General features: G+C 74.1%; 12 protein-coding genes. 6 read left to right on the forward strand and 6 right to left on the reverse strand.

What is annotated here, in order from left to right:
• Positions 1-47: 47 nt before the first annotated feature.
• Both BM140_RS02195 and BM140_RS02200 read right to left on the reverse strand, forming a co-directional pair.
• Positions 48-1211, reverse strand: a complete 1164-nt coding sequence (locus BM140_RS02195) for a hypothetical protein (protein ID WP_091941473.1) — start codon at positions 1209-1211, stop codon at positions 48-50.
• Positions 1208-3019, reverse strand: a complete 1812-nt coding sequence (locus tag BM140_RS02200; RefSeq protein ID WP_244535253.1) for a DUF3341 domain-containing protein — start codon at positions 3017-3019, stop codon at positions 1208-1210. The genes BM140_RS02195 and BM140_RS02200 overlap by 4 nt, the downstream gene beginning before the upstream one ends.
• A 300-nt stretch (positions 3020-3319) precedes the next feature.
• Here BM140_RS02200 and BM140_RS02205 point away from each other — a divergent pair, with 300 nt between their 5' ends.
• The 3 genes from BM140_RS02205 to BM140_RS02215 all read left to right on the forward strand — a co-directional run bounded on the left by BM140_RS02205 (position 3320) and on the right by BM140_RS02215 (position 8348).
• Entirely contained in the window at positions 3320-5920 is a 2601-nt protein-coding gene (locus BM140_RS02205) for an ABC transporter ATP-binding protein/permease (protein WP_091941475.1), read from the forward strand.
• A gap of 115 nt (positions 5921-6035) precedes the next feature.
• Complete coding sequence (locus BM140_RS02210; RefSeq protein ID WP_091941477.1) at positions 6036-7253, forward strand: L,D-transpeptidase family protein; 1218 nt, start codon at positions 6036-6038, stop codon at positions 7251-7253.
• A gap of 189 nt (positions 7254-7442) precedes the next feature.
• On the forward strand, positions 7443-8348 hold the full coding sequence (locus BM140_RS02215) for an MBL fold metallo-hydrolase (RefSeq protein ID WP_091941479.1): 906 nt from the start codon (positions 7443-7445) through the stop codon (positions 8346-8348).
• 585 nt (positions 8349-8933) lie between these two features.
• On the opposite strand, the gene BM140_RS02220 is transcribed toward BM140_RS02215, so the two are convergent.
• Together BM140_RS02220 and BM140_RS02225 are read right to left on the reverse strand one after the other, a co-directional pair.
• Positions 8934-9452 carry a Ros/MucR family transcriptional regulator gene (locus tag BM140_RS02220; protein WP_091941481.1) on the reverse strand — a complete coding sequence of 173 codons (519 nt, stop codon included), beginning with the start codon at positions 9450-9452 and terminating at the stop codon, positions 8934-8936.
• Positions 9453-9788: 336 nt separating this feature from the next.
• Positions 9789-10202 (reverse strand): hypothetical protein, encoded by a 414-nt coding sequence (locus BM140_RS02225; protein ID WP_244535254.1) that lies wholly within the window; start codon positions 10200-10202, stop codon positions 9789-9791.
• A 214-nt stretch (positions 10203-10416) separates the two neighbouring features.
• Here BM140_RS02225 and BM140_RS02230 point away from each other — a divergent pair, with 214 nt between their 5' ends.
• On the forward strand, positions 10417-11592 hold the full coding sequence (locus BM140_RS02230) for a vWA domain-containing protein (protein ID WP_091941483.1): 1176 nt from the start codon (positions 10417-10419) through the stop codon (positions 11590-11592).
• 657 nt (positions 11593-12249) lie between these two features.
• On the opposite strand, the gene BM140_RS02235 is transcribed toward BM140_RS02230, so the two are convergent.
• A complete protein-coding gene (locus BM140_RS02235; RefSeq protein WP_091941485.1) occupies positions 12250-13452 on the reverse strand; it encodes an MFS transporter in 1203 nt (400 codons plus the stop codon).
• A 181-nt stretch (positions 13453-13633) separates the two neighbouring features.
• On the opposite strand from BM140_RS02235, the gene BM140_RS02240 reads away from it, so the two are divergent.
• On the forward strand, positions 13634-14803 hold the full coding sequence (locus tag BM140_RS02240) for a hypothetical protein (RefSeq protein ID WP_091941487.1): 1170 nt from the start codon (positions 13634-13636) through the stop codon (positions 14801-14803).
• 101 nt (positions 14804-14904) lie between these two features.
• Entirely contained in the window at positions 14905-15345 is a 441-nt protein-coding gene (locus BM140_RS02245; protein ID WP_091941490.1) for a DUF1489 family protein, read from the forward strand.
• A gap of 166 nt (positions 15346-15511) precedes the next feature.
• Here BM140_RS02245 and BM140_RS02250 read toward each other — a convergent pair whose 3' ends face one another.
• Positions 15512-23950 carry an apolipoprotein A-IV repeat region-like domain-containing protein gene (locus BM140_RS02250; protein ID WP_091941492.1) on the reverse strand — a complete coding sequence of 2813 codons (8439 nt, stop codon included), beginning with the start codon at positions 23948-23950 and terminating at the stop codon, positions 15512-15514.
• Positions 23951-24277: the final 327 nt, after the last annotated feature.

Here is a 24277-nt window from a genome sequence, read left to right on the forward strand (position 1 = left end):
AGAGCGCCGGACGCGAAAAGGGAGGGTTTTTGCGCGGGAAAAGCCGCTCACCGCCGCTCGATGAAGCGCGCGGCGGCCTCGCGGCCGGGCCAGGCGGGGGGGGCGGCGAGCCCCGGGAGCAGGCGCCGCAGCGGCGGGGCGAGGCCGGCGGCGAGCCCGGCCACGCCCGCCAGCGCCAGCACGTCCGAGAAGCGGATGCGGAAGCTGCCGACGAAGGAGGGGGTGACGAACCACGCCATCTCGGCCAGCTGGGCCGCCACCACGAAGGCGGCGACGAACCGGGTGCGGTTCTCGCCCGGCCGCAGGGTGAGCGCGGCGGCGAGCGCCACGAGGGCGCCGGAGGCGAGCACGAGGCCCCGCCCCGCAGGGCCCCCGCGGGCGCCGTACCACGAAGCCGCCGCGGGGTCGGATCCGAGCATCAGGAACTGCACCGCGTGCAGGCCCGCCGAGACGAGGAGCAGCACGGCGAGCGGCGTCATCCGGTCGTGGCGCCGCCGGGCCGGGCCGATATCCGGCGGAGCGATCAGGATCGCGGCGGCAAGCGCGAGGCTCGACCACGCCGCCATGGCAAGGAGCCCGAAGGCGGCGGCGTGGAAGCGCCCGTCCACCGCCATCACGAGGTCGCAGGCGGCGAGCGTCCCGACCACGGTGTGGACGCCGAGCCCCAGCACCGCCCGCCCGTCGTCGATCCGCCCGGCCTTGCCCCAGGGCTCGCCGCCGCGCCGGGCGAAGAGAAGCGCGAGGCCGATCCAGAGGACGAAATAGAGGAGGAGCCGAACCGCGAAGCCGGCGCCCGAGAACCACAGGGCGGCGAACGCCGTGTCAGGTGCCGGCGCCTGCGTCCAGGGATAGAGCCGCGGGGCGAGGAACGGGATCGGCAGGGCCAGCAGCGCTGCCACCGGCATCAGGGCGAGCAGACCGCGCAGGGTCTCGAGCAGGGCGGTCTCGGGTTGCGGCCGCCACGCATCGGCCCGCTCGATCATGATGGCGACGGGCAGCGCCCCGGCCGGCAGGGCGAGCAGGCAGGTCCAGGCTGCGAGATAGGACGGGGCGAACCGCGCCGGCCCGTGGAGCCAGAGGGCCAGGGCGAGGCAGGCGCCGCCGGCGAGGAAGGCGGCGAGCGGGCGCCGGGCCGGATCGAGGAAATAGCCGCTGGCCGTCTTGGCGCCCAGCGCCTTGCGGGCGGCGGCGCCGCGCTCGTCGACGCTCATGGGGCGGTCTCCGCCCGGCGCAGCGCCAGCGGCCGCCCGGCCTTGTCCGGCAGGGCGGCGAGGCGCCGGGCCAGCGAGGCGGCGGAGGGGTTCTCGGCGCCGGGAGTGAGCGTGAGGACGAAGACCTCGCGCCAGTCCGGCGGGGGCGCGGCGGCGGGCCGGCGCAGGTGCCGGGCCAGGGCGGCCCCGGCCCCGAGGGCGGCCCCCGTCGCCGCGGCGGCCAGCGTCGGGATCGCCAGCCGCGCCCAAGCGAGGGCGGACATCCCCGCGAGGCCGCCGGGCGCCCGCGCCGCCTCGGCGGCCTGGACGGCGAGGAAGCCGAGCCCCGCGAGCGCGGCGGCGATCAGCGCGGCCTCCCGCACCGTCCGCTCCTCCCGCCGGAGCGCGGCGGCGGCCTCGGGCATCGGCGCGGGGCCGTGGGCCTCGAGGGGGAGAGCCTCGTGGGTTCCGAGACCGCGCAGGGCCTCGACCAGACCGGCCTCCGAGGCGAAGGCGGCGGCGAGCCCCGCCCGGGGCGGCGGGGCGGCGGGTTCCGTGGGCGGGGGAACGGGCAGGGCGACGGGTCTTCGGTTGTGCAGGAGGGCGAGCCCGCGCATCTCGGCCACCGAGATCGCGGGCACGAGGCGGAAGGCGGCGATCAGCGCCAGTCCGAACAGGGCGCCGGGCCCGGCCAGTTCGGCGAGCAGGGCGGTCGCGTAGCCCGCGCCGGAGGCCGGCACGAGCAGCACGTGGCCGGCCCCCGCGCCCAGCGCGGCGAGGGTGCCGACGAGGCCGAGCGTCACCGGGCTGCGCCGCGCCGCGCCGGCCCACAGCGCCTGCGTCGGCAGGAGGCCGACCCCCATCAGCGTCCAGAAGGCCGGCGCCCCGGCGCCCATGAGCCGCTCGGTGAGGGCCGCCCGCTCGGGCGGGGCGCCGTAGAGGCCCGCCACCACGGCTTCGGTGACGTGGCAGTAGAGCCCGGCGAGGCCGAGCGCCAGGATCAGGCGCCCGAGAATGTCGAGATGGCGCCCGGTGACGAAGCCGTCGAAGCCGGGCTCGCGCCGCAGGGCGGCGGCGAGCGCCGCGATCAGCCCCGCCCCGGACAGTACGGCGCCGACCGCGAGGGCGACCGGCAGCAGGGTGTCGGAGCGGTCGCTGAGCGCCGCGAGCGTCAGGGCGAGGTCGGTCTGGAGGGCGAAGGCCGCGAGCAGGCCGGCGAGCGCCAGCGCCCGGCAGGCGCGCTCCCAGGCGAGCCATTGCCGGGCGGTGCCCTGCCAGCGCGCGGCGGCGCGGCGATAGAGCCGCGCCCGCCAGGCTCGGCCCGTCGCCGGCCGGTCGCGCAGGTCGGCGAGATCGGGCACGAGCGCCGCCGCCCACAGGCCCAGCGCGCAGACCGTGAGCGCGATCAGCGCGGCCCGGTCGCCGGGGGCGGGATGGAGCAGCGCGACGAGGCAGGCCGCCAGCGCGGCGGTCTGGGCGAGCCGGCCGATGCCGCAGCGCCAATCGACGCGGGCGAGCAGCAGGAGCCCGGAGATCGTCAGGCAGCCGGATGCGAGCCCCGCCCACCAGCCGAACCCGGCCGCGCCGGACGGCGCTTGCGCCGGGCCGAGCGCGAGCCAGCCGAGCCCGCCGATCGGCAGCGCGACCTGCGCGATCCGCCGGGCGCCGCCTGCGGGCGCCAGCACCGCGCGGGCGGCCGCCGCGCCGATCCCCGCCACGGTGACGGAGGGCGACACGACCGGCGCCCCGCGCAGGCGCTCCTGGGCCCGCTCTGGCCCCGAGGGGGCGAGACCCGAGCCGGTGGGAGGAAAGGGCGGACGCCGCGTCATGACCGCCGGACCGGACCTCTTCATTCTGAATGGATGACGACGAGCGGAGCGGAATCGGGCCCGCGGCCCGCCGCGGGATGTGTCCCGGCGCACCTCAAAGAGCAACCACCCTGGCCGATTGCAATGGGGCCGTCGGGCGCACCGGGCTTGCGCCGCAGCCGATCCATGCGAAGAGGGCGGGGCCTCGCCTTCGCCCTCCCCTCCCGACAAAGCCCGCGCGCGAGCCGCCGATGCTCTCTCGAAACGTCGTGAACGGCCTCGCCCCAGGGAGTGCGGATCGGGGCGCCGAGTGGGGTGCCGATGCAGCGTGACCCGATCCTGTTCGCCTGGGCCTCGACGCCGCGGCGCCACGCGGCGGCGCTCGGGCTCGCGGTCGGCCTCGGGAGCCCGCTCGCCCTGTTCGTGCTGGTCTGCCTGCGCGACCTCATCGCCGTGCTCACCCGGTCGAGCCCCGACGCGCTGCCGTTCCTGCGCATCGCCCTGCCGCTTCCGGGCCATCACCTGAACGAGGCGCCGGTGCTGTTCGCCGGCTGGAGCCTGCCGCCGTCCGAATTGCCGCTGATGGCGCTCTCCGCGCTCAGCGTCGCCGCCCTGGCGCTCGCGGCCCTCGGCGGCATCGTGGCGCTGCTGTGCTTCTCCGCCCAGGCGCGGGCGACCGCCCGGCTGCGGACGCGGGCGCGGGAGGCCATCCTGGCCTCGCCGCCGGGAGCGCGGGAAGACCTGCGGGCGCTGCCGGCCCTCGTCGGCCGGGCGCTCGCCCGGATGGGGATGGTCTCGGCCGTCGGCATCGTCCTTCCGGGGCTGGCGGTCGCGGCGATCCTGCTGGCGCTGGTGATGGCCGAACTCGCCGCCCCGCGCCTCGTCCCGGTGGTCGGCCTGCTCCTCGCCGCCACGGGGCTCGCCCGCGTGCTCCTCCTCGGCCGCGCCGCCGCCCGCGGACGCCTGCGCCGCGACGACACCGCCGCCACGGAAAGCGGCTTGCGTGACCTGATCCGCCGGATGCCCGCGGTGCGCGCCCACGGCGCGGCGGCGTTCGAGCGCCGCCGCCTGGGGCTTCGCGCCCGGGCCGCCCGCTCGGCCCTGGTGCGGGCGGAAGCCCGCCTCGCCTATGCCCGCGCCCCGGCGCTGGCGCTCGTGGTGATCCTGCCCGCGCTCCTCATCGCCACCGCCCTGTGGCAGGGCGAGGCGGCCACGGAAGCCGACAACGTGCTCCCCGGCGCGCTCGCTGCGGCGGCCGGCGCCTTCGGCATCGCCGCGCTCCTCGTCTCGGCCTGCCTGCGGCTGTGGACCGAGCGCCGGGCCGTCGCCCCGCTGTTTCGCGACATCGCCGCGATCGTCGAGGCGCTGGAGCCCAGGCCCGCCGGCGCGGCGCGGGACTTCGTGCCGTTCCCCGCCGCCGGGCTGCTGTCGGCCCGGGGCGTGGGCGCCTACGATCCGGTGAGCGGCGAGCGGCTCACCGGCGTCGACCTCACCCTGCCGATGCCGGCCCACATCGCCATCGTCGGTCCGCGCGGGAGCGGCGTCCGGGCGCTGGCCGCCCTGCTCGCCGGCCAGATCGATCCGACCGCGGGAACGCTCACCTTCGGCGGCACGCCGCTGCGCGCCTTCGATCCCGCCGAGCGGGCCCGGCGCATGGCGCTGGCCGGCGGCGAGGCGATCCTGATCGAGGGGACGCTGCGCCAGAACCTGCTCTACGGCGCCCGCAGCGGCGACCGCGAGGCCTCCGGCCTCGCCGAGCGCATCGCCATCCTCAAGCTGACGGGGCTCGACGCCTTCGTCTACGAGCGGGGCCTGGAGGCCTCGATCGACCCGGAGGACGACCCGGCGAGCGCGCACGCCGTGGTCGCCGCCCGCCGGGCCGTGCGCGAGGCGCTCACCGCCGAGGGCATGGATCGGCTGGTCGAGCCGTTCGACCCCGCCCGCTACAACCATCAGGCCGATCTGGGCGAGAACCTGCTGTTCGGCGAGGCGGTCGGCCCGGCCTTCTCGCCCGCGCGGCTCGCCGCCCACCCCTACCTGCGCGCCGTGCTGGAGGCCGAGGACCTGACCCGGACGCTCGTCGATGTCGGGCTGCAGGTCGCCCGCTCCACCGTCGAGATCTTTTCCGACCTCCCCGACGACCATCCCTTGTTCGAGACCTTCTCGCTGTTCCCGGCGGAGGAGCGGGGCTATTTCGAGGATCTCGTCGCCCGCCAGCCGGACGTGCGCAGCTTCCGCCGCGGGGCGGCCGGGCAGCGCGACCGCGAGCGGCTGATCGGGCTGGCGCTGCGCTACAACGAGACCCGCCACCGCTTCGGCCTGATCGACGCGGGCCTCGAAGAGCGCCTGGTCGCCGCCCGCCACAGCTTCGCGGCGCTGTTGCCCCCGCGTTATCGCGAGAAGGTCGAGTTCTACGATCCCACCCGGCTCACCGCCGCCGCGAGCCTGGAGGAGAACCTGCTGTTCGGCCGCATCACCCAAGGCGAGGCCGGCGCCGAGGCGCGGGTGCGGGCCCTGGTGCGCCGGGTGCTGGCCGAACAGGGGCTGGAGCCCACCGTCTATCGGCTGGGGCTCGCCACCCGCATCGCCGCCGGCACCGCGGGGGCGGCGCCGGGCCAGCGCGCGGTGCTGGGAGAGGGCGCCATCGGCCCGCGCGAGCGCGTGGCGATCGAGTTCGTGCGCTGCCTCGTGCGCCGCCCCGACCTCCTCGTGGTCGGCCTGGCGCTCGACGAGCGCAAGCCCGACGAGGTCACGGCCCGCATCGCCCGCCTGCGCGCCGTCCGCGCGGGCGGCGGCCTGATCGTCTGCCTGCCCGACGAGGCGACCCTGCGCCGTCAGGCCCCGTTCGACGCGGTGATCCGGGTCGAGCGCAACACCGTGACGGGCATCGACGGCCTGCGGCTGCCCGAATCCGCGCATTGAGTCTCGCGGGCCGTCTCGGCCCCCGCAAATCCGCCTCAAACCATGGGCAGACCACGCCGTCGTGCCGCCGCGGGCGGCGCCGGCCTATCCGTGCCGGTCTCGATCGAGACGGTGCATGCTCCTCCCCGACGCGCCCGCTGCCCTGACGCGCCCGTTCCGCCGCTTCCTGCTGGCACTCGTTCTGGCGCCGTTGGCCCTGCTCGCCATCGGCGTCCCGACCCGCGCCGACAAGGCGAGCCAGCCGATCCCCGCCGACACCCTCGCCAAGATGGCGGCCAAGGGCACGACCCCGGCGGCGCCGATCCTGCTGCGGGCCTACAAGCGCGAATCCGAGATCGAGCTGTGGAAGCGCGACCGTTCCGGGCGCTACGTGCCGATCAAGACCTACCCGATCTGCCGCTGGTCGGGCCAACTCGGACCCAAGACCAGGAACGGCGACCGGCAGGTGCCCGAGGGGTTCTACACCGTGGCCAAAAGCCAGATGAACCCCAACTCGCGCTACTACCTCTCCTTCGACATCGGCTACCCCAACGCCTACGACCGGGCCCACGGCGCCACCGGCTCGGCGATCATGGTCCACGGCATCTGCTCGTCGATGGGGTGCTTCGCCATGACCGATCAGGTGGCGGGCGAATTGTTCGCCCTCGCCCGCGAGGCCTTCGCCGGGGGGCAGACGGCGTTCCAGTTCCAGGCCTTCCCGTTCCGCATGACGGCGGCCAACATGGCCCGCCACCGCACCGACCCGAACATCGGTTTCTGGCGCCAGCTGAAGGAGGGCTCCGACCGGTTCGAGGCCACCGGCGAGGAGCCGGTCGTCGGCGTGACGGCCGGGCGCTACAGCTTCGCGCCGCTGAAGGATCCGGACAAGGAGGCCGCCGCGCAGGCCCTGCACCGCAGCGAGAGCGAGCGCATCGCCGGCCTCGTCGAGGAGGGGGCGGCGGCCGTGCGCACCACCTATTCCGACGGCGGCCAGCACGCCTTCTGGGCCCACCGCATCAGCCAGGGGTTCCCGGTCGGCGACATCAGCCGGCCCGAGGCCTTGGCCTATGCCGGCCAGGAGGTCGTGCTGATCGCCGCCCGCCGGAAGCCGGCCCCGCCCGCCGCCATGCCCGAGAGCCTGTGGGCCGCGGTGATCGGCCCGGGCACGCCGTTCTATCCTCACCGCGCCGCCTACCGGGCGCCGTACGAGGGCGGCCCGGCGCCCCGCTTCGCCGCCGCGGCCCGTTACAGCGAGACCCTGCCGACGCTCCTGCGCCTCGCCCTCGACGGGGAAACCGCCCCGCCCGCCTTCGCCGTCCCGCAATCCTCGGTCGAGATCGTGGCGCAGCGCTGACTTTACACAGATCAAAACGCCGTGTGCGGGCTCGCACACGCACCCGCATGGCCGCCGCCCATCTCAACGCGGTACACTCCGGCCAAACGAAGGGCCGAAGGACCGCCGCGGATCGTCAAGCGGATGCGTGCGGCGGCGCTGTCACTGTGGAAGGCTCGGGGCGATCCGCCCGGGCAACGGTAGCGACCCATGACCCTGACGAGTCCGGCCAAGGACGACGCCCTCACCCTCCGGTTCTGGGGCGTACGCGGTTCGACGCCCACGAGCGGCCCGGAGACGGCCGAGTTCGGCGGCAACACGCCGTGTCTGGAAGTCCGCTGCGGCGAGCGCCTGTTCGTGATCGATGCCGGCTCCGGCCTCGGCGCCTTCGGCCGCGGCTGCGGCGACGCGCTGCCCAAAGAGATCGACCTCCTGTTCAGCCATCTCCATCTCGATCACAGCGCCGGTCTGCCCTTCTTCAAGCCCGCGGTGCTCGACGCGGAGCGCACGATCCACACCTATTGCGGCAATCTCGACGGTGAGAGCGCGCAGGGTGCGCTCGACCGGCTTTTTTCGCCGCCGCTCTTTCCCGTCACCCTCGACATCCTGCCCTGCACCTTCCGCCATCACGGCTTCCGGGCGGGCGAGCCGCTGCACTTTTCCGACGGCTCGCGGGTCGATACGATCCTGCTCGACCATCCGCAGGGCTCGACGGGCTTCCGCTTCGACCACGCCGGCAAGCGGCTCTGCGTGATCAGCGACATCGAGCACGGCGCCCACTGGCCCGATCCGGCGCTTCTCCGCTTCGTCGAGGGCGCCGACCTGATCGTCTACGACGGCATGTTCACCGAGAACGAGTATTCGCGCTGCTGCGGCTGGGGGCACTCGACCTGGCAGAAGGGCGTGGAACTGGCCAAGGCCGCCCGCGCCAAGGCGCTCGCCATCATCCACCTCCATCCCTGCCATTCCGACGCGCAGCTGCGCGGGGTCGAGGCCGAGATGCAGGCCGAGATGCCCACCGCCTTCATCGCCCGCGAGCGCCAGTCGATCGAGGTCGGCCGTCCGCTGGTGGCGCTCGCCGAGCCGCCGGTCCGCGCCGTGGCGCGGCGGGCCTGAGGGGCTTCCGTCGAAGCCTGCGGGCCGACGGGGCTTTCGGATCCAGCCCGGTCTCAGATCCGTAGGGTTCCCTCCCCCGGCCCCCGGCTAGCGTCTCGCACAAAACTCCCGCTGCGCCGTCGCGCCCGCAGAGAGCACCGGCTGTGAACGGGCGTTTTGTGAGGCACTCTTATCCGGAGAGGTCTGACGGCGCGTCTGCCCGTCTTCGGGCGAGGCAGGATAAAGACCTCTGAGATGGTCGGGCGGATGGACGTTGCGTCCGTCTCACGATGCACCGCACGCCAGCGCGGCTTCGCGCGCCATCCCGGATGGCGTCTTCAAGACGGCGCATCCGATGGACGGGGCCGCGTCTTCCGCCGACGAGCCGGCTCCCGCCTTGCGGGGCCGATGCTCCGGTGTTCATTCCGACGAAGTGGGGACCGGGTCGTCGAACGAAGGCGCGTCGAAGCAAGGCGAGAGCCGCCGGCCTGACGCGATCGGGTCCGATCCGGCTCCGGCACCTCGCTCCCGGACGACGAACCGTCCGCCGGACGGGCGATCCCATCGCGATGGGATCGCCGTCGCGGGACGGGGCGTCGATCCGGATCAGGCCGCGGTCTTGCGGCGGCCGCCGGTCTTGCGGGTTGTGCCGGCGCGCGGGGCCGGCGTCTCGGAGACCGTCGCGTCCTCGGCGGCGGCCTTGGGCGAGGGCTTGCGGCGCTGCTGGCCGAGGCCGAGATCCTTGGCGAGCGCCGAGCGGGCCGCCGAGTAGTTCGCCGAGACGGTCGGGTAATCGTTCGGCAGGCCGTAGCGGCGACGGTAGCCCTCGATGTCGAGGCCGTGCGTGGTCAGGTGACGCTTGAGCGTCTTGTACGGCTTGCCGTCGATGAAGGAGATCAGCGCGTCCGGGGTGATCGACTTCTTGATCTGCGCGGGCGACGCCTTCTCGATTTCTTCTTCCTTCGGAGCCTGCGGCGCCGACAGGCCGGTGAGGGCCGCATGCACCTGCGTGATCAGGGCCGGAAGCTCGGCCGACGGGAGAGAGTTGTTCGAGACATAGGCCGAGACGAGATCGGCGGCGAGTTCGACACGATCGAGCTGAGACACCTGACTGGCTTCCGACATGCTGCAATTCCTGATTTGCCCCACGTTCTTCGAAGTATAAGGATTGCCGCATAGTGCAAGTGGGTATCTAGGACTTTTCCCAGGATGTGACTGGGAAAATCGAGAAATCGTGCGGTTCAGGGCTGTCGTTCCAGCGATGAGGCCGTCCGCGCCGCCCCTTTCGTGGCGTTCCAGGTGCTTTGGGCAAGCTGAGGTCCGGTCGAGATGCGGCGTCTGACCGGTTGATTCGCACAGTTCACGGCGGCGTGAAGAGGTCTCGGCGACGAGAACCGGTCGAGGGGCGGCTCGTGCCTCGGATTGTCGATATTCGGCGGTGTCTCGGGCGGGTGCGGCCGGTCAGAACCCGAACGAGGTCTGCACGGTGGGGGCCGGGCGCGGCACGGGCCGGCGCGCCGGCTCCGGCTTGCTCGGCCGCGCGTCGGGCAGGCTGCAGCGGTAGACCACCGCGTCCGGCGGCCCCAGCGTGGCGTGGAGCGGCACCGTCACGGTGTCGCCGGAGAAGCGCCAGTGGCGGGTGCCGCGGTCCCAGTAGAGCCAGACCGTCGTGTCGTGGCCGGCCACGTCGAACACCGCGGCGCGCTTCGACAGGGCGCGCACCGTCCGCGGCTCGTACAGGCCCTTGCGGCGGTACGCCTCGCGGGCCGCCGCATCCTGGCGCTCGACGAAGGTGTTCTGGACGATGCGGAGCGTCGCCCCGGGCTTGCGCAGGAACTTTTTGAAATCGCTCAAGGAACGCAAGACCACGGGCATCGCCTTCATCCTGTCGTCAAGTCACGGACTCGCTCTGCATTGCCCGACGGAGCTTCAATGAAGCGGATGACGGTTGTGTCCGCCCTCGAAAGACTCGCGGAGGGGATATCCACCGGAAACGGACGTCTTCCACAGGACTCGCGCGGGCGGCGGCGGCGCGATCGCATCCGGGCCCCGGCTTGACCCGCGGGCGGGCCTCGGGCGTTTAGACCCGATGCTGCTCTCCTTCTTCACGAGCCTGCGCGAGGCCCGCGTTCCGGTCACGTTGCGCGAATACCTCACCCTGCTCCAGGCGATGGAGCGGGACCTGCCCGGGAAGCGCGTCGAGGAATTCTACTTCCTCGCCCGCACCGTGCTGGTGAAGGACGAGGCCCATCTCGACCGGTTCGACCGGGTCTTCGCCACGGTGTTCAAGGGGCTGGAGACCCTGGGCGAGGCGGTGGAGCCGGCGGCGATCCCCGAGGAATGGCTGCGCAAGCTCGCGGAAAAATACCTCACCGACGAAGAGAAGGCCGACCTGAAGGCGCTGGGCTGGGACAAGCTGTTCGAGACCCTGAAACAGCGCCTCGCCGAGCAGAAGGAGCGCCATCAGGGCGGCTCGAAATGGATCGGCACCGGGGGCACCTCGCCTTTCGGCGCCTACGGCTACAATCCGGAAGGCATCCGCATCGGTCAGGACGGCAACCGCAACTTCCGCGCGGTGAAGGTGTGGGACAAGCGCGAGTTCCGGGATCTCGACGACACCCGCGAGCTCGGCACCCGCTCCATGCGGGTGGCCCTGCGCCGCCTACGCCGCTTCGCCCGCACGGGGGCGGCCGAGGAACTCGACCTCGACGGTACGATCCGCGAGAGCGCCCGCAAGGGCTTCATCGACGTGCGGCTGCGGCCGGAGCGGCGCAACGCCGTGAAGGTGCTGCTGTTCCTCGACGTCGGCGGCTCGATGGACTGGCACGTCGAGTTGGCCGAGGAGCTGTTTTCCGCCGCCCGCTCCGAGTTCAAGCACTTCGCCCATTTCTACTTCCACAACTGCCCCTACGAGGCGGTGTGGACGGAGAACCGCCGTCGCCACGAGGAGCGCATCCCGCTGCTCGACGTGATCCGCACCTATCCGGCGGATTATCGGGTGGTGTTCGTGGGCGATGCCTCCATGAGCCCCTACGAGATCGCCCATCCGGGCGGCTCGGTCGAGCATTGGAACGAGGAGGCGGGCGCGGTCTGGATGCAGCGGGTGCTCGACCATTTCGCGAAGGCGGTCTGGCTCAACCCGATCCCGGCGGAGCACTGGGCCTACACCCAATCGATCGGCATGATGCGCCGCCTGATGTCCGACCGCATGTTCCCGCTGACGCTGGAGGGTCTCGACGGCGCGATGCGGTCGCTCCTGCGGTAAGTCCTGCGTTCCCGAAGGACAAGTCCCTGACTTTTTAATATATTAGTCGTGCACCCAATGCGGTCGGATGACAGGGTCATCGGACGACTCAGGCTGTCTCTGGAGCACGGCGCTGACGCGGTTCGAGGAGCAGCGCACACCCGGACACGGGAGAGCCGGGCCGAGGGTCTCGCTGTATGACCTCACCCTGTCGGTTCACGGGGGGCTACGAATGTCTTTGCGGCGCCCTGCCGCCCGAGCACTGGGCCGCCCGTTGTTCGATCGACCCGCCTGCCTTGGCTGCCCGCCTACCGAGCCTGGCTCGCAACATCGACCCCGGACGCGTAGCCGGAAGTCGTCGAAAACCGGAGGAACGCACCGCGGAGTCGAGGCCCGCCCGCGGTGCCCACTTCTCAACCGCAAAGCGCTTGGCAGCCAAAACGCTTTGAAACGGCTGGGCTTGCCCTCTTGCCGGAACAAAGCGCCGCGCCGTGGTCTTCCCTCCTCCAACACGGAGGGAATTCATCATGCTCAAAGGCGGACTTCTATGGTTGATCGGCATTCCGTTGCCGATCATTCTGCTGCTGTGGTTCTTCGGCGTCTTCCACTGATCCGAGAGGATACGCATCCAAGCACGAACGAGGCGCGTGAAGACGGTGCGCCGATCCTCCGATGGTGTCACCGGCGGCCCGGTTCGCCGGTGCCCTCGGTCCGGTGCGCGAGCCCGACGAGACACAGCCCGCTCAGCGCCAGCGGCGCCATCATCAGGAAGGTCGCACCGCTGCCGAGCGCGCCGTAGACCGACCCGCATGCCAGCGTCGCCAGCGCCGAGACCAGGGCGGTCGAGGCGCCGACCGTGCCCTGGGCCCGGCCCCGCGCCCCGTCGGGGGCGAAGGCCGAGACCGCGTTCATCGCACCGAGATGCGTCGCCCCGAAGGTGAGGGCGTGGAGCATCTGCAGCGGCACCAGCACGGCGAGATCGCCACCGGCCAAGCTCAGGCCCACCGCCCGGATGGCGGCGGCGATGCCGCCGAGCGCCAGCAGGCGGAACGGATTGCGCCAGCGGGCCGGCAACCGGGCAAGCCCGGCGAACAGGGCGATCTCGGCGGCGACGCCGGTCGCCCAGAGCGCGCCGATCCAGGGTGCCGAGACCCCGTGCGCGGCCCAGCTCAGGCTGGCGAAGGCGTAGATCGCCGCGTGGCTCGCCTGGATCAGCGCCGCGGCGGCGATGACGAGCCACAGTTTTCGAGGCAGGCGTGGGGGCGGGCCGACGCGCTCGGGCGTCCGTTCGCGGGGGGCGGCCCGCTCGCCGGCCGAGAGCGCCACGGTCGCGGCGAGGAGCGCGAGGCCGGTGAGCAGCAGCGGCACCGCCACCTGCCCGCCGAGCGCCCCGAGCAGCGCCCCGCCCGCGAGGTTGGCGAGCAGGAAGGCGACCGAGCCGAACATCCGGATCCGGGGGTAGTCGATGCGTTTGGGGGCCCGGCGGGCGGCGGCCAGCGTCAGGTAGTCGATGCTCGGCACCAGCGGCGCCTGCGCGGCGGCGTTGACGACGATGAGCAGCCCGAGCAGGAACACCGCGAGCCCGGCCGCCGCCGGCATCAGGGCGTAGGTGACGGCGAGCGTCAAGCTGCCCGCCGCCAGCAGCGTGCGCGGGGCGACGCCGCGGTCGATCAGGCCGGTGAGGGGCCGCGTCGCCACGATCTTGGTGGCGATGGGCAGCGCGAGCAGCAGGCCGATCAGCCCCGGTTCGAGCCCCAGGGTGCCAAGCCAGACCGGCATGAACGGCATCGCCACGCCGATCTCGACGAAGACGACCGCGTAGAGCAGGCCGAGCCGCAAGGGATCGGGGCCGGGGTCGGCCGCGGGGGAGGGTGAGGACAAGGGCCGCCGGTCCCGTCGTGATGCGCGCGTCCGGGGGAGGACGCCGCCGAGGTTTCAGCCGAGGATGCGCCTGCGGCTCAAGCGTAAGCAGCCGTTAAACGCCACGTGTCAATGTCATGGCCGTCCGTCAATCGTCGCGGGCCTGCGGTTCTCGCAGGTGCCCGTGTCCTTGCGGGGTGTGATGTCGAGTTCCCGTTCCCTGACGCCCCACGATGCGTCGCAGTACGACCTGATCGAGGCCGCCGTCCGGGAGACCGAGCGCGGCCGCTGGTTCCTGGAAGAGTACGCGCGGCGCAACCGCAACGCCGACACCGACGTGCTGCTGGGCGCGATCCACCGGCTCGAATCGGCGGTGACGGGGGATCGCGGCGGCGGCGGCGACGACGTGGTGCGCTTCCGCGGCGACCTGATGGACATGGCCGACGCCATCGCCCGCACCCGGGCGGAGGTGGCCGCCCTCTCCGGCGCAGAGCACGGCGAGAGCCGCCTCACCGTCGCCTCGGAGGCGCTCGATTCCATCGTGCGCGCCACCGAGAGGGCGACCTCGGACATCCTCGGCGCGGCGGAAGCCGTGCAGGAGGCCGCCTGGACGCTGCGCGAGACCGGCGCCGACGGCGCCCTCTGCGACGAGCTCGACCGGCACGCGACGCAGATCTACACGGCCTGCTCGTTCCAGGACCTGACGGCGCAGCGCACGAGCCGCATCGTCCACACCCTCCGTTACCTGGAGGATCGGATCGCCTCGATGATCGGCATCTGGGGTCACGACGAGGGGGTGCCGGACCTCGACGCCGACACCCGCATCCGCCGCGACACCGCCACGACCCTGGACGCCGCCCTCGATCAGACCGACGTCGACCGCTTCCTCGACATGGAGAGCCCGGCCGCGCCGGCCGCGCCGGCCGCGCCGTCGCGGCCGCCGCTCTCGGCGGTGGCGCTCCACGAGGATCTGGCCTTCGTGTCCGTGCCCCCGGACGCTGCGACGGACGGCGAGGCCGCGGCCGAGCCCGAACCGAACCCCGAACTGGACATCGCGGAGGACGCCCTCGCCGAGGAGGCTTTTGCCGATGCCCCCATGGCCGAGGCGGCGTCGCCCGAGGCGGACGAGCCTGCACCGGAGACGGAACCGGCCGAGGCGCTGCCGGCGCAGGACGAGGCGGCCCTCGAGGACGAGACCGTCGCGGAGGCGGCGATCGGCGACCTCTTCGACGGCCCCGCCGAACGCCCCGAGCCGGCCGCCGCGCCCGGAAAAGGTGCCGCGCCGGCCTCCGCCGAGGCGGACGACCTCGCCGCCGCCTTCCTCGACCTCGACGAACTCAGCATCGAAGAGAAGATCGCGCTCTTCGCCTGAGGCCCGCGACGCGGATGACGGTTTGCGGCGGCGCGTGCGCGGGGTATGCGCACGGCGCCCGCCCCTGCCGGGCTCATCCCGATCGCGTCGCAGTCCCGGCCATGGCCCTGCATCTCCTGAAGCTGTGCGTCGGTCCCGCCTCGATCGGCGAGTTGGAGGCCCGCATCGCCGGCCACCGCGAGGTGGCCCTGAGCGTCGGCGCCGACCCGCGCCCGTCCCACGTCACCCGCATGGTGCCGAAGCGCGCCGCCTCCATCGCCGGGCAGGGCTCGATCTATTGGGTGATGAAGGGCGCGCTGAGCTGCCGCCAGCCGATCCTGGCGATCGAGCCGTTCACCGGCACCGACGGCATCGATCGCTGCCGCCTCGTCCTCGACCCCGCGGTGACGCCGGTCGCCCCCCGCCCCTGCCGCCCGTTTCAGGGCTGGCGCTACCTCGAACCCGCCGACGCGCCGCCCGACCTCGACCGTGCGAGCGCGGGCGACATCGCCGAGATGCCCGAGAGCCTGCGGCGGGAACTGGCCGCTCTCGGGCTGATCTGATCCCGAAACCCAGAAGGGGGCCCTGGAGCGTCGGCCCGAAAGACGGGAACCGGCTTTCGGAAAAAAGCCGATGCGGCCCAATAACGGAGAGCATCGTCCTGGATCCGATATCCAGGACGATGCTCGAAGAGGCCCCCTTCGCCGTCGTCTCGACCGGGCGCCGGCCTCACATCTCGTCGAACCGGCCGCTGGCATGGGCCAGCATCGTGTAGACCTTGCCGGTCTCCGAGGTGAGGTAGGCGTCGGCGCGGCGGGTGTCGCGGTCGTTCTTGGTCACCTCGCCGAGCAGGCGCTCGAACTCGCCGACATAGCGGTCCACCGTGCGGCGGAAATCCGCGTCGGCGCGGTAGCGGCGCTGGATCTGCTCGAAGGTCTGGCGGCCTTGCGCCGTGTAGAGACGACCGTCGAACAGGTCGGACTCGCCGCGGCGGTAGCGCTGCCAGAACTCGACCGAGGCCTGATGATCGACCATCCGGGCGATGTCGGTCGAGATCGCGTCGAGGGAGACCCGCTCCGCCGCCGCCGGGGCCTCGGGCGCAGGCGGGGCGACGGGCGCCGGAGCCGGGGCGGCGCCCTCCTCCTCGTCGATCGAGGCGCGGGTCAGGAGGTCGGACAGCCAGCCGCGGTTGTCGCGGGTGCCGGGCCGACCCTGGACCGGGGCCTGCGCGGCGGGTCGCACGGGCGCCTGGGTCGGCACGGCCTGCGGGCGGGCCGGAGCCTGCGCCGCCGGGGCACGGGCCGGCTGCGGGGCAGAGGCCTGCGGGACAGAGGCCGGCGCGGCGGGGGCCTGCGGGGCGGGGCGGGCGGCCTCGGTGCGTCCCTGCGCAGCGGCGCGGGGCTGGGCCGCCGGCTGGGCCACATCGACGGAGCGGTTCGAGCGGGCCACCAGGGCGGACAGCTCGTTCAACGCGTCGATCTGCTCGGCCACGACGCGGCGCATCTCGCTCGTCGCGTCCTGGGTCTCGCGGGGGAGTTCGAGCACGCCGCGCTGGAGGTCGGCGCGGGTGGCGTCGAGCTCGCGGCGGATCTCGGCGGCCATCTCGCTCATCCGCGCGACCGACTCGCCGAAGCGGTCGGAGGCGGCGCTGAAGCTCTCCATCATCCGGGCGGAGGCCGATTCGATCGCCTCGCGCACCGCGCCCGCGGTGCGGCTGCTCTCCTCGCCCGCGCCGGTGCGCAGGCGCTCGAAGTCGCCGGCCACCGCCGCGCCCGCGGCCTGGGCCGCCTGGGACAGGCTGTCGCCGAGTTCCTTGGCCCGCACTTCGGCCGTGCGAAGCGTCTCCTCGACCACGCCGCCGAAGCGGCCGGTGCGGGCCTCGATGTCGCGGGTGCGCTCCTCGATGCGGGCGAGCGCCGCCTCGACCGCCGACTGGCGGGCCGCGAGGCTCTCGGCGAGCCGCGCCTCGACCGCCTCCAGTTCCGAGGCCGCGCCGGCGAGCGCCGCGACCTGGGCCCCGGTGCGCTCGGCGAGCGCCGTGCCGCGGGCGTCGAGGGTCTCGGCGAGGGAGGCCGCCTGCTGCAGGGCCCCCTGCGAGACCTCGCGCAGGGCCACGACCTGGGCCGAGACCTGCTCGGAGCCGCGGCTCGTCTCGGAGGAGACCCGGTCGAGGGCCGACTGGATCTGCTCGATGCGGGCGCCGAGGCCCTGCTCGACGGCGCCGAGGTTCTGGTGCGCCCCCTCGACGAGATCCTTCAGGCCGGCATTGGCGCGCTCGATCCGGGCGACGACGGCGCCCGCTCCCTCGCGCACCCGCTCGTGGGCCTCGTTGAGGGCGGCGACGGACGAGGCCGCGCCCTGATCGAGGGCGGCGCGCAGGGCGTCCGCCGACTGGTGCGTCAGGGCGGTGAGCCCTTCGGTACGCTCCCGCAGGGTCTCGGCGAGCGGGGCGCCCTTCTCGGCGATGAGCCGGTCGAGGGCCTCCTCGCGCTCGGCGAGCGACGCGGCGAGCGCGGCGGCCGGGCCGTCGATCAGGCGGGTCAGCGCGGCGTTGCGCTGATCCAGCACCGTACCCAAAGCCTCGGCATGGGCCTGCGCCAGGGCGGCGTGGCGCTTGGCGCGCTCGTCGAGGGCCGCGACCATCCGGCCGGTGCCGCTCTCGATGAGCGTCGCGAAGGCCTGCTGGCGCTCGGTGAGATCGGCCGCCAGGTTCGCCTGGCGCTCGGCCCGCTCGTCGAGCGTCGCGGCGAGGCGGGCGGTCCCGTCCTCGACCAGGGCGGCGAAGGCATCCCGGCTCTGCGTGAGGGCGGCGTCGAGGCTGGCCTGACGCTCGGCCCGCTCGTCGAGGGCGGCGGCGATCCGGGCGGTACCGGCCTCCACCGCGGCGGCCTGACGGCGGGCGCGCTCGTCCAGGGCCGCGACCATCCGGCCGGTGCCGGCCTCGAGCAGGGCCGCGAAGGCCTGCTGGCGCTCGGTGAGGGCGGCGTCGAGGCCGACCTGACGCTCGGCCCGCTCGTCCAGGGCGGCGGCGATCCGGTCGGTGCCGTCCTCGATCGCGGCGGCCTGACGGCGGGCGCGCTCGTCCAGAACCGAGACCATGCGGCCGGTCCCGCTCTCCACGAGGGCGGCCAGCGCCTGCTGACGCTCGGACAGGACCATGCCGAGGCCGGCGCTGCGCTCGTCGAGCGAAGCGGCGATGCGGTCGGCGGCGCCCTCGACCAGGGCGGCCAGGGCCTGCTGGCGCTCGCCGAGGGTCGCGCCGAGGCCGGCGAGGCGCTCGTCCAGCGCCGCCGCGATCCGGGCGGTGGCGGCCTCGACCTCGGCCGCCTGCGCTTGCGCACGGGCGTCGAGGGCTGCGGCGATGCGGCTGGCGCCGCTCTCGATCAGGGCCGCGAAGGCGTCGTGGCGCTCGCGCAGGCCCGCCTCAAGGGCGGACTGCCGCTTCGTGCGCTCGTCCAGCGTCGCGACCATCCGGGCGGTCCCGCCATCGACCATGGCGGCGTAGGCGTCCTGGCGCTCGTCGAAGGCTTCGGCCAGGGCGTCGGCGCGGCTCGCCACCACGGTGGCGAAGGCGCGAAGCCGCGCGTCGATGCGGGCGGTGAAGGCGGCGCTGCGCTCGTCCACCGAGCGGCCGAGGAGGTCGGCCTGGCCGGCGACCAGTTCGGCGAAGGCCGCGCTGCGGCCCTCGACCACGCCGTCGAGGCTCTTCATGCGCTCGTCGAACACCGCGATCATCGCCTTGGCCTGGGCGTCGAGGCGGCCGGTGAGCGCCGTCGAGCGGTCGTCCACCAGGGTGTCGAGGGTGGCGTGGATCTCGTCGAACAGGGCGCGCAGCTCCTGCGCCCGGGTATCGACGGTGCGGGCGATCTGGAGGCCACGGCCGTCCACGAGGTCGCCCAGCACGCCGAGGCGCTGATCGAACAGCGCGGCGATGCCCTGCGTCCGGGCATCGACCTCACCGGCGGCGCGGCTCAGGCCGCCCTCCAGCGTGGCGACGAGGGCGTCGGCGCGCTCGGCCAGCGTGTCGTGCAGCGGCAGGATGCGGCCCTGGACGTCGGCGTCGAGGCGGCCGGCATGCCCGTCGAGCAGCGCGCGGATCGCGTTCGTGCGGTTGTCGAGCAGGTCCTGGACCGTGCGGGCGCGCTCGTCGAGCGTCTGGCGCAAGGCGGCCAGCCCGCTGTCGAGTCCGCCGCGCAGGCCCGCTTCGCTCCCCTCGACGAGGCCGCGCAGTTCCGTGGTGCGGCTGTCGAGGAGCGAGCGGATCTCGCCCGCGCGGCCGTCGAGCACGTCCTGCACCTCGCGGGTGCGCTCCTCGAGGGTGCCGCGCAGGGCGGCGAGGGCCGCGTCGAAGCCGCCGCGGATGCCGGATTCGCTGCCCTCGACGAGGTCGCGCAGCGCGAGCGTGCGACTGTCGAGGAGCGAGCGGATGTCGCCCGTGCGGCCGTCGAGCGCGTCCTGCACCTCGCGGGTGCGCTCCTCGAGGGTGCCGCGCAGGCCGGAAAGGCCGGTGTCGAACGTGGTGCGTAGGCCGGTCTCGGTGCCTTCGACGAGGCCGCGCAGCTCGGTCGTGCGGCTGTCGAGCAGGGCGCGGATCGCATCCGTGCGGCCGTCGAGGAGATCCTGAACCGCGTAGGCGCGCTCGTCCAGCGTCGCCCGCAGGCCGGAAAGCCCCTGGTCGAAGCGGCCGCGCACGGCCTCGGCGCCCTCGGCCACGAGGCCGCGCAGTTCCTCGCCACGCCCGTCGAGCAGCGCGCGGATCTCGTCGCGATGGGTGTCCAGCGCCGTGCGCAGACGCTCGCCGCCATCGCCGAGCAGGCCGTCGGTCTGGGCGACGAGGTCGCGCAGGCCGGCGAGCAGGCTGGTGCCGCGCCGGTCGAGCAATTCGCCGAGGGAGGCGCCGCCCTGATCGAACAGGGAGCCGATCTCGGTGAGACGCCGGCCGAGGCCGTCCGCGACGGCCCGGCCGCGGCGGTCGAGGTCGTCGGCGACGGAGCCGCCGCGCTCGGTCAACAGCTGCGACAGGCTCTCGGCACGCTCGTCGAACAGGCGCTCGATCGCCGCGATCTGGCCGGTCAGGGCCTCGCCGGCGCCGCTGCTGCGGGTCTCCATCAGGCCGACCAGCTCGCGGATGCGGCGGGTCAGGGCCTCGTCGACCTCGCGGGTGCGGGTCTCGATCAGGCGCACCGCCTCCAGGGCCTGGACGCCGAAATTCTCGTCGAGTTCGCGGGTGCGCTCGTCGAGGGTGACGCCGAGCGCATCGAGGCGGGCGAGCACGCCGGCATCGAGACGGCCGGCGCCCGCTTCGAGGCGGCGCACGAGGTCGTCGGCGGCGCGGTCGAGGTTCTGCGCGAGGTCGGCGACGCGGCGGTCGAGGGCGTCGCCGAGGGAGCGGTCGCCCTGCGACAGGGTGCGGGCGAGCTCGGCATTGCGCAGCACCAGCGCCTCGTTGAGCGCGTTGGCCCGCGCGCCGAGGCGGTCGTCGACCTGCCCGGCGAGGGTCGCGAAGGTCTCGCCGATCTCGGCGGCCTGACGGGCCGAGCGGGCCTCGATCTCGGCGATGCGGGCGGCGACCGTCTCGGCCATCGCGCGCTCGCTGTCGGTGAGGGCGGCCACCAGCGACTGGCCGCGGACCGTGAGGGTGCGGTCGATGTCGGAGAGGCGGCCATCCACGGTCTCGCCCAGCGCGCGGGCGCCGCCATCGATCCGCTCGGCGAGGATGTCGCCGCGGGCGATGATGTCCTGCAGCGCGGCAAGGCGGTTGCCGAGCACGTCGTCCACGGCCTTGGCGCGGCCCTCGGCGGTCTCGGCGAAGGCGGCGTGGCTGCGGTTGAGCGCGTCGCCGACGCGGGCGGCGTGCTCGGTGATGGCGAGCACGATCTCGCGGCCGGCGCCTTCGAGCTTGGCGCGGGCCTCGTCCGAATGCGTGCCGATGAGGCCGACGGCGCCGCGACCGCGGTCGCCGAACGCCTCCTCCAGCTCACCGAAGCGGGCCGAAAGGTCGGCGCCGACGCCCTGCGCGGTGCGGGCCATCTCACCGGAGACGGCCTCGCCGCGGGCAGCGACCTCATCGCCGAGGCGGGCGAGCGCTTCGCGGAGCGCCAGCAGCGTCGTCTCGGTGCGGCCGACCACGTCGCCGCCGACCTGATCGGCGGTGCGGGCGAGCGCCGCGGTGGCCTCCCGGCTGCGGGCGTCGAGCTCGTCGCCGACGCGGGCGATGGTCTCGCGCAGGATCCGGAGCGAATCCTCGGTGCGACCGCCGACCTCGCCGCTGGCCTGCTCGGCGGTGCGGGCGAGCGCCGCGGTGGCCTCGTCGCTGCGGGCGGTCAGCTCGTCGCCGAGGCGGGCAATGGTCTCGCGCAGGGCGCGGAGCGAGCCCTCGGCGCGCTGGCCGATCTCGGTACCGACCTGCTCGGCGGTGCGGGCCAGCGCGCCGCTCGCCGCGTCGCCGCGGGCGGCGATCTCGCCGGACACGCGATCGAGCAAGTCGCGCAGTTCCTGGGCCGCGCGCTCGGCGCGGTCACTGAGCGCGCCGCCGGCCTGGGTCGCCGTGAGGGCGAGGGTGCCGGTGGCCTCGGCGCCGCGGGCGGCGATCTCTTGGGTCACCTGATGCAGCAGGCCGCGCAGCTCGTCGGCCGCGCGCTCGGTGCGGGCCGCGATCTCGCCGCCGGCCTGACCGGCCACGAGGGAGAGCGCGCCGGTGGCCTCCTGACTGCGGGCCGAGAGCTCGTCGCCGGCCCGGTGCAGCGCCTCGCGCAGGGCCATGAGCGACTGGTCGGTACGGGTGGCGATCTCGCCGCCGGCATGGCCCGCGGCGAGCGCCAGGGCCCCGGTCGCCTCGATGCTGCGGGTGGACAATTCGTCGGAGACGCGGGCGAGCGCCTCGCGCAGGGACTGCACGGCGGCCTCGGCCCGGGCGGAGAGTTCGGAGCTGAGGCCGTCGGCGGCGCCGCGGAAGCCCGCGACGACGTCGGTCGAGCGGGCGGCGACGGCACCGGCGGCCTCGTCGGCGGCGCGGCGCAGGGCCTCGCCGGCTTCCGCGAGGCGCGCGGCCATCTCTTCGGCGCGGGCACGGGCGGCGTCCGCGGTCTCGTCGGCGGCCCGGGCGATCCGCTCGGCGGATTCGCTCGACCCCACGGCGAGGATCGCCGCGGCGGCCCCGGCGGCGGCGCGCAGGCGGCTCTCGACCTCGGCGACGCTGGCGTCGAGGGCCAGCGTGGTCTCCTCCGCCCCACGGCGGATGGCCTCGCCCGCGCCGCCGGAACGGGCGGTGAAGTCGGCCCCGAGGCGCTCGACGCTTTCGCGCAGGGTGGCGGCGGTGCGGTCCGCGCTCGACGCGAAGCCCTGGCCCAGCCCGGCCAAAGCCTGCTCGACCTGGGCGACGGCCTCGGCCGCGCGCCCGCTCAACAGGCCGGCGACGCGCTCGCCCGCGCCGTCGAGGCCGGCGGCCAGGGCGGCGCCGCGAACCGTGATGGTCTCGTCGAGGCGGCCGGCGACGGCCTCGATCCGGCCGGCGAGCTCGCCGCCGCGACCGTCCACGCCCTCGGCGGCCTTCGCCGCGGCGGCGACGAGTTCGTCGCGCACCCGCTCGGCGCGGGCGGCAAAGTCCTGGGCGACGCTGCCGGCGGCGATCGCGAGGGCGGCCTGGGCGTCGCGGCCCCGGCCCTCGATGAGGTCCGACACGCCGGTGCCGGCGGTCTCGATCTCGGCGCGCAGGGCCGCCCCGCGGGTGGAGATGTCCTCGGCGATGCCGGTGCCGGTGGCGGCGAATTGCCGGCGCAGGTCCTCGCCGGTCTCGGCGAAGCGGGCGGTGATGGCGCCGCCGGTCTCGGCGAAGCGGTCCGTCAGCTCGGTGCCGCGGGAGAGGAAGGTCTCCTCCAGGCCCTTGGCCGAGCGCTCGAAGCTCTCGCGCACGGCGCCGCCCTGGCTGTCGAGGGCGGCAATCAGGGTCGTGCCGGTCTGGGCCAGGGATTGCGCCACCGCACCGGCATTGTCGGCGAGCGTGCGGGTCAGCGCCCCGCCGGTGCGCTCGAAGGCCTGGGTCACCTCGTCGGCGCGCTGCTGCAGCGTGGCGGTGAGGTCGGTGCCGATCGTCTCCAGGCTGCCGCGCACGCCCGCGCTGGTGGCCTCGATCTGGCGTACGAGGTCGTCGCCGCGGGTCGAGACGTTGCCGACCACCCGGTCGCCGACCTCGGTCAGCGCGGCGGTGATGGCGCCGCTGCGGGAATCGAGCGCGCCGGTGACGCGCTCGCCCGCGCCGGTGATCGCCGCGACGATGCGCTCGGCGGCACCGTCGAGTTCGGAGGACAGGTTCTCGTGGCTGCCGGCGATGGCGCCGCGCACCCGGTCGGCGTTGGCGACGATCGACTCGCGCTGGGCGACCAGCTCGTCGACCAGCGTGCGGATGCGAATCTCGTTGTCGGAATAGGCCCGCTCCAGGGTCGAGATCTCGCCGCGCACCAGCGTCTCGAGTTCACCGGCCCGCGCCAGCGCCCGCTCGACGCCGTCGCCGACGGCGGCGACCTCGCGGCGCACCGTCTGCGACATGGTCAGCACGGCGTCAGTCGAGAAGGTCTCGGGCTCGGCGAGACGGATGGCGACCTCGCCGACCGCGCGGGCGACGAGGCGCATCTCGTGGGCGCGCACCGCCAGCATCGCGGTGATGAGGAACAGGACGATCGGCCCGGCGACGGCGGTCGCCACCACCGCGGCCTGGAGGGCGGTCAAGCCCGTCACGAACGTCTTCAGATCGCCGCCGGACTGGTTCCAGGCCAGCGCGATCAGGCCATTGAGCCACAGGAACGAGGCGATGCCGGCCAGGACGTAGGGCTTGCGCGAGGGGCGCACCCGAAGCGTCTGCTGCAGGATGCCGATGTTCTGGCGGTCGTCGTTGGCCACCAGCGAGCGGTCGGGCGGCAGGAGCCCGCCCTCGCGACGCGAGCGGCGCTCGGGCGGCGGCAGATCGCCGACGCTGTCGAGGTCGAGATGGGGGATGCGCCGCCCATTGGCCTCGGCCAGCGGATCGGAGAGGGGATCGTTGTCGCCGACATCGGGCAGCCGCGGCTCGACGCGGGGGGCGTCGCCCGCGGAGGGGATGTCCAGATTCAAAGCCTGCTCGATCGCGGAGAGGGCAGCCTCCGCCGGATCTTTCAGCTTCTTGTCGGTGGCCATGCAAACGCCTCGTTACGCATCGCCGTCCGGCCGGGGGAGCGCGAGGGGCTTTCACCCGAGGCGATCTCCGCAGCGAAGACGGATTTACCCGTTTGACCGGGGCACCTTAGTCCTCCAAGTCGCGCCCCGGATAGGCGGACCCGGCGGAGCCCCCATAAAACCTTAACGGAATGGTTACCAAGCCGGGGCTCGGCGAAGGCTTCGAGGGGAAGTCCGCTTCGAGTTCTGACGCGCCGGGGGTTAAACCGGTACGCCCCGCGGGGCCCTGCGCTGTGGATAGGCCCCGCCGCCCACAGGTGATGCGCCGCAGGGTGAAGAGACCCGCCC

The organism is Methylorubrum salsuginis (assembly GCF_900114375.1).
Classification (GTDB): domain Bacteria; phylum Pseudomonadota; class Alphaproteobacteria; order Rhizobiales; family Beijerinckiaceae; genus Methylobacterium; species Methylobacterium salsuginis.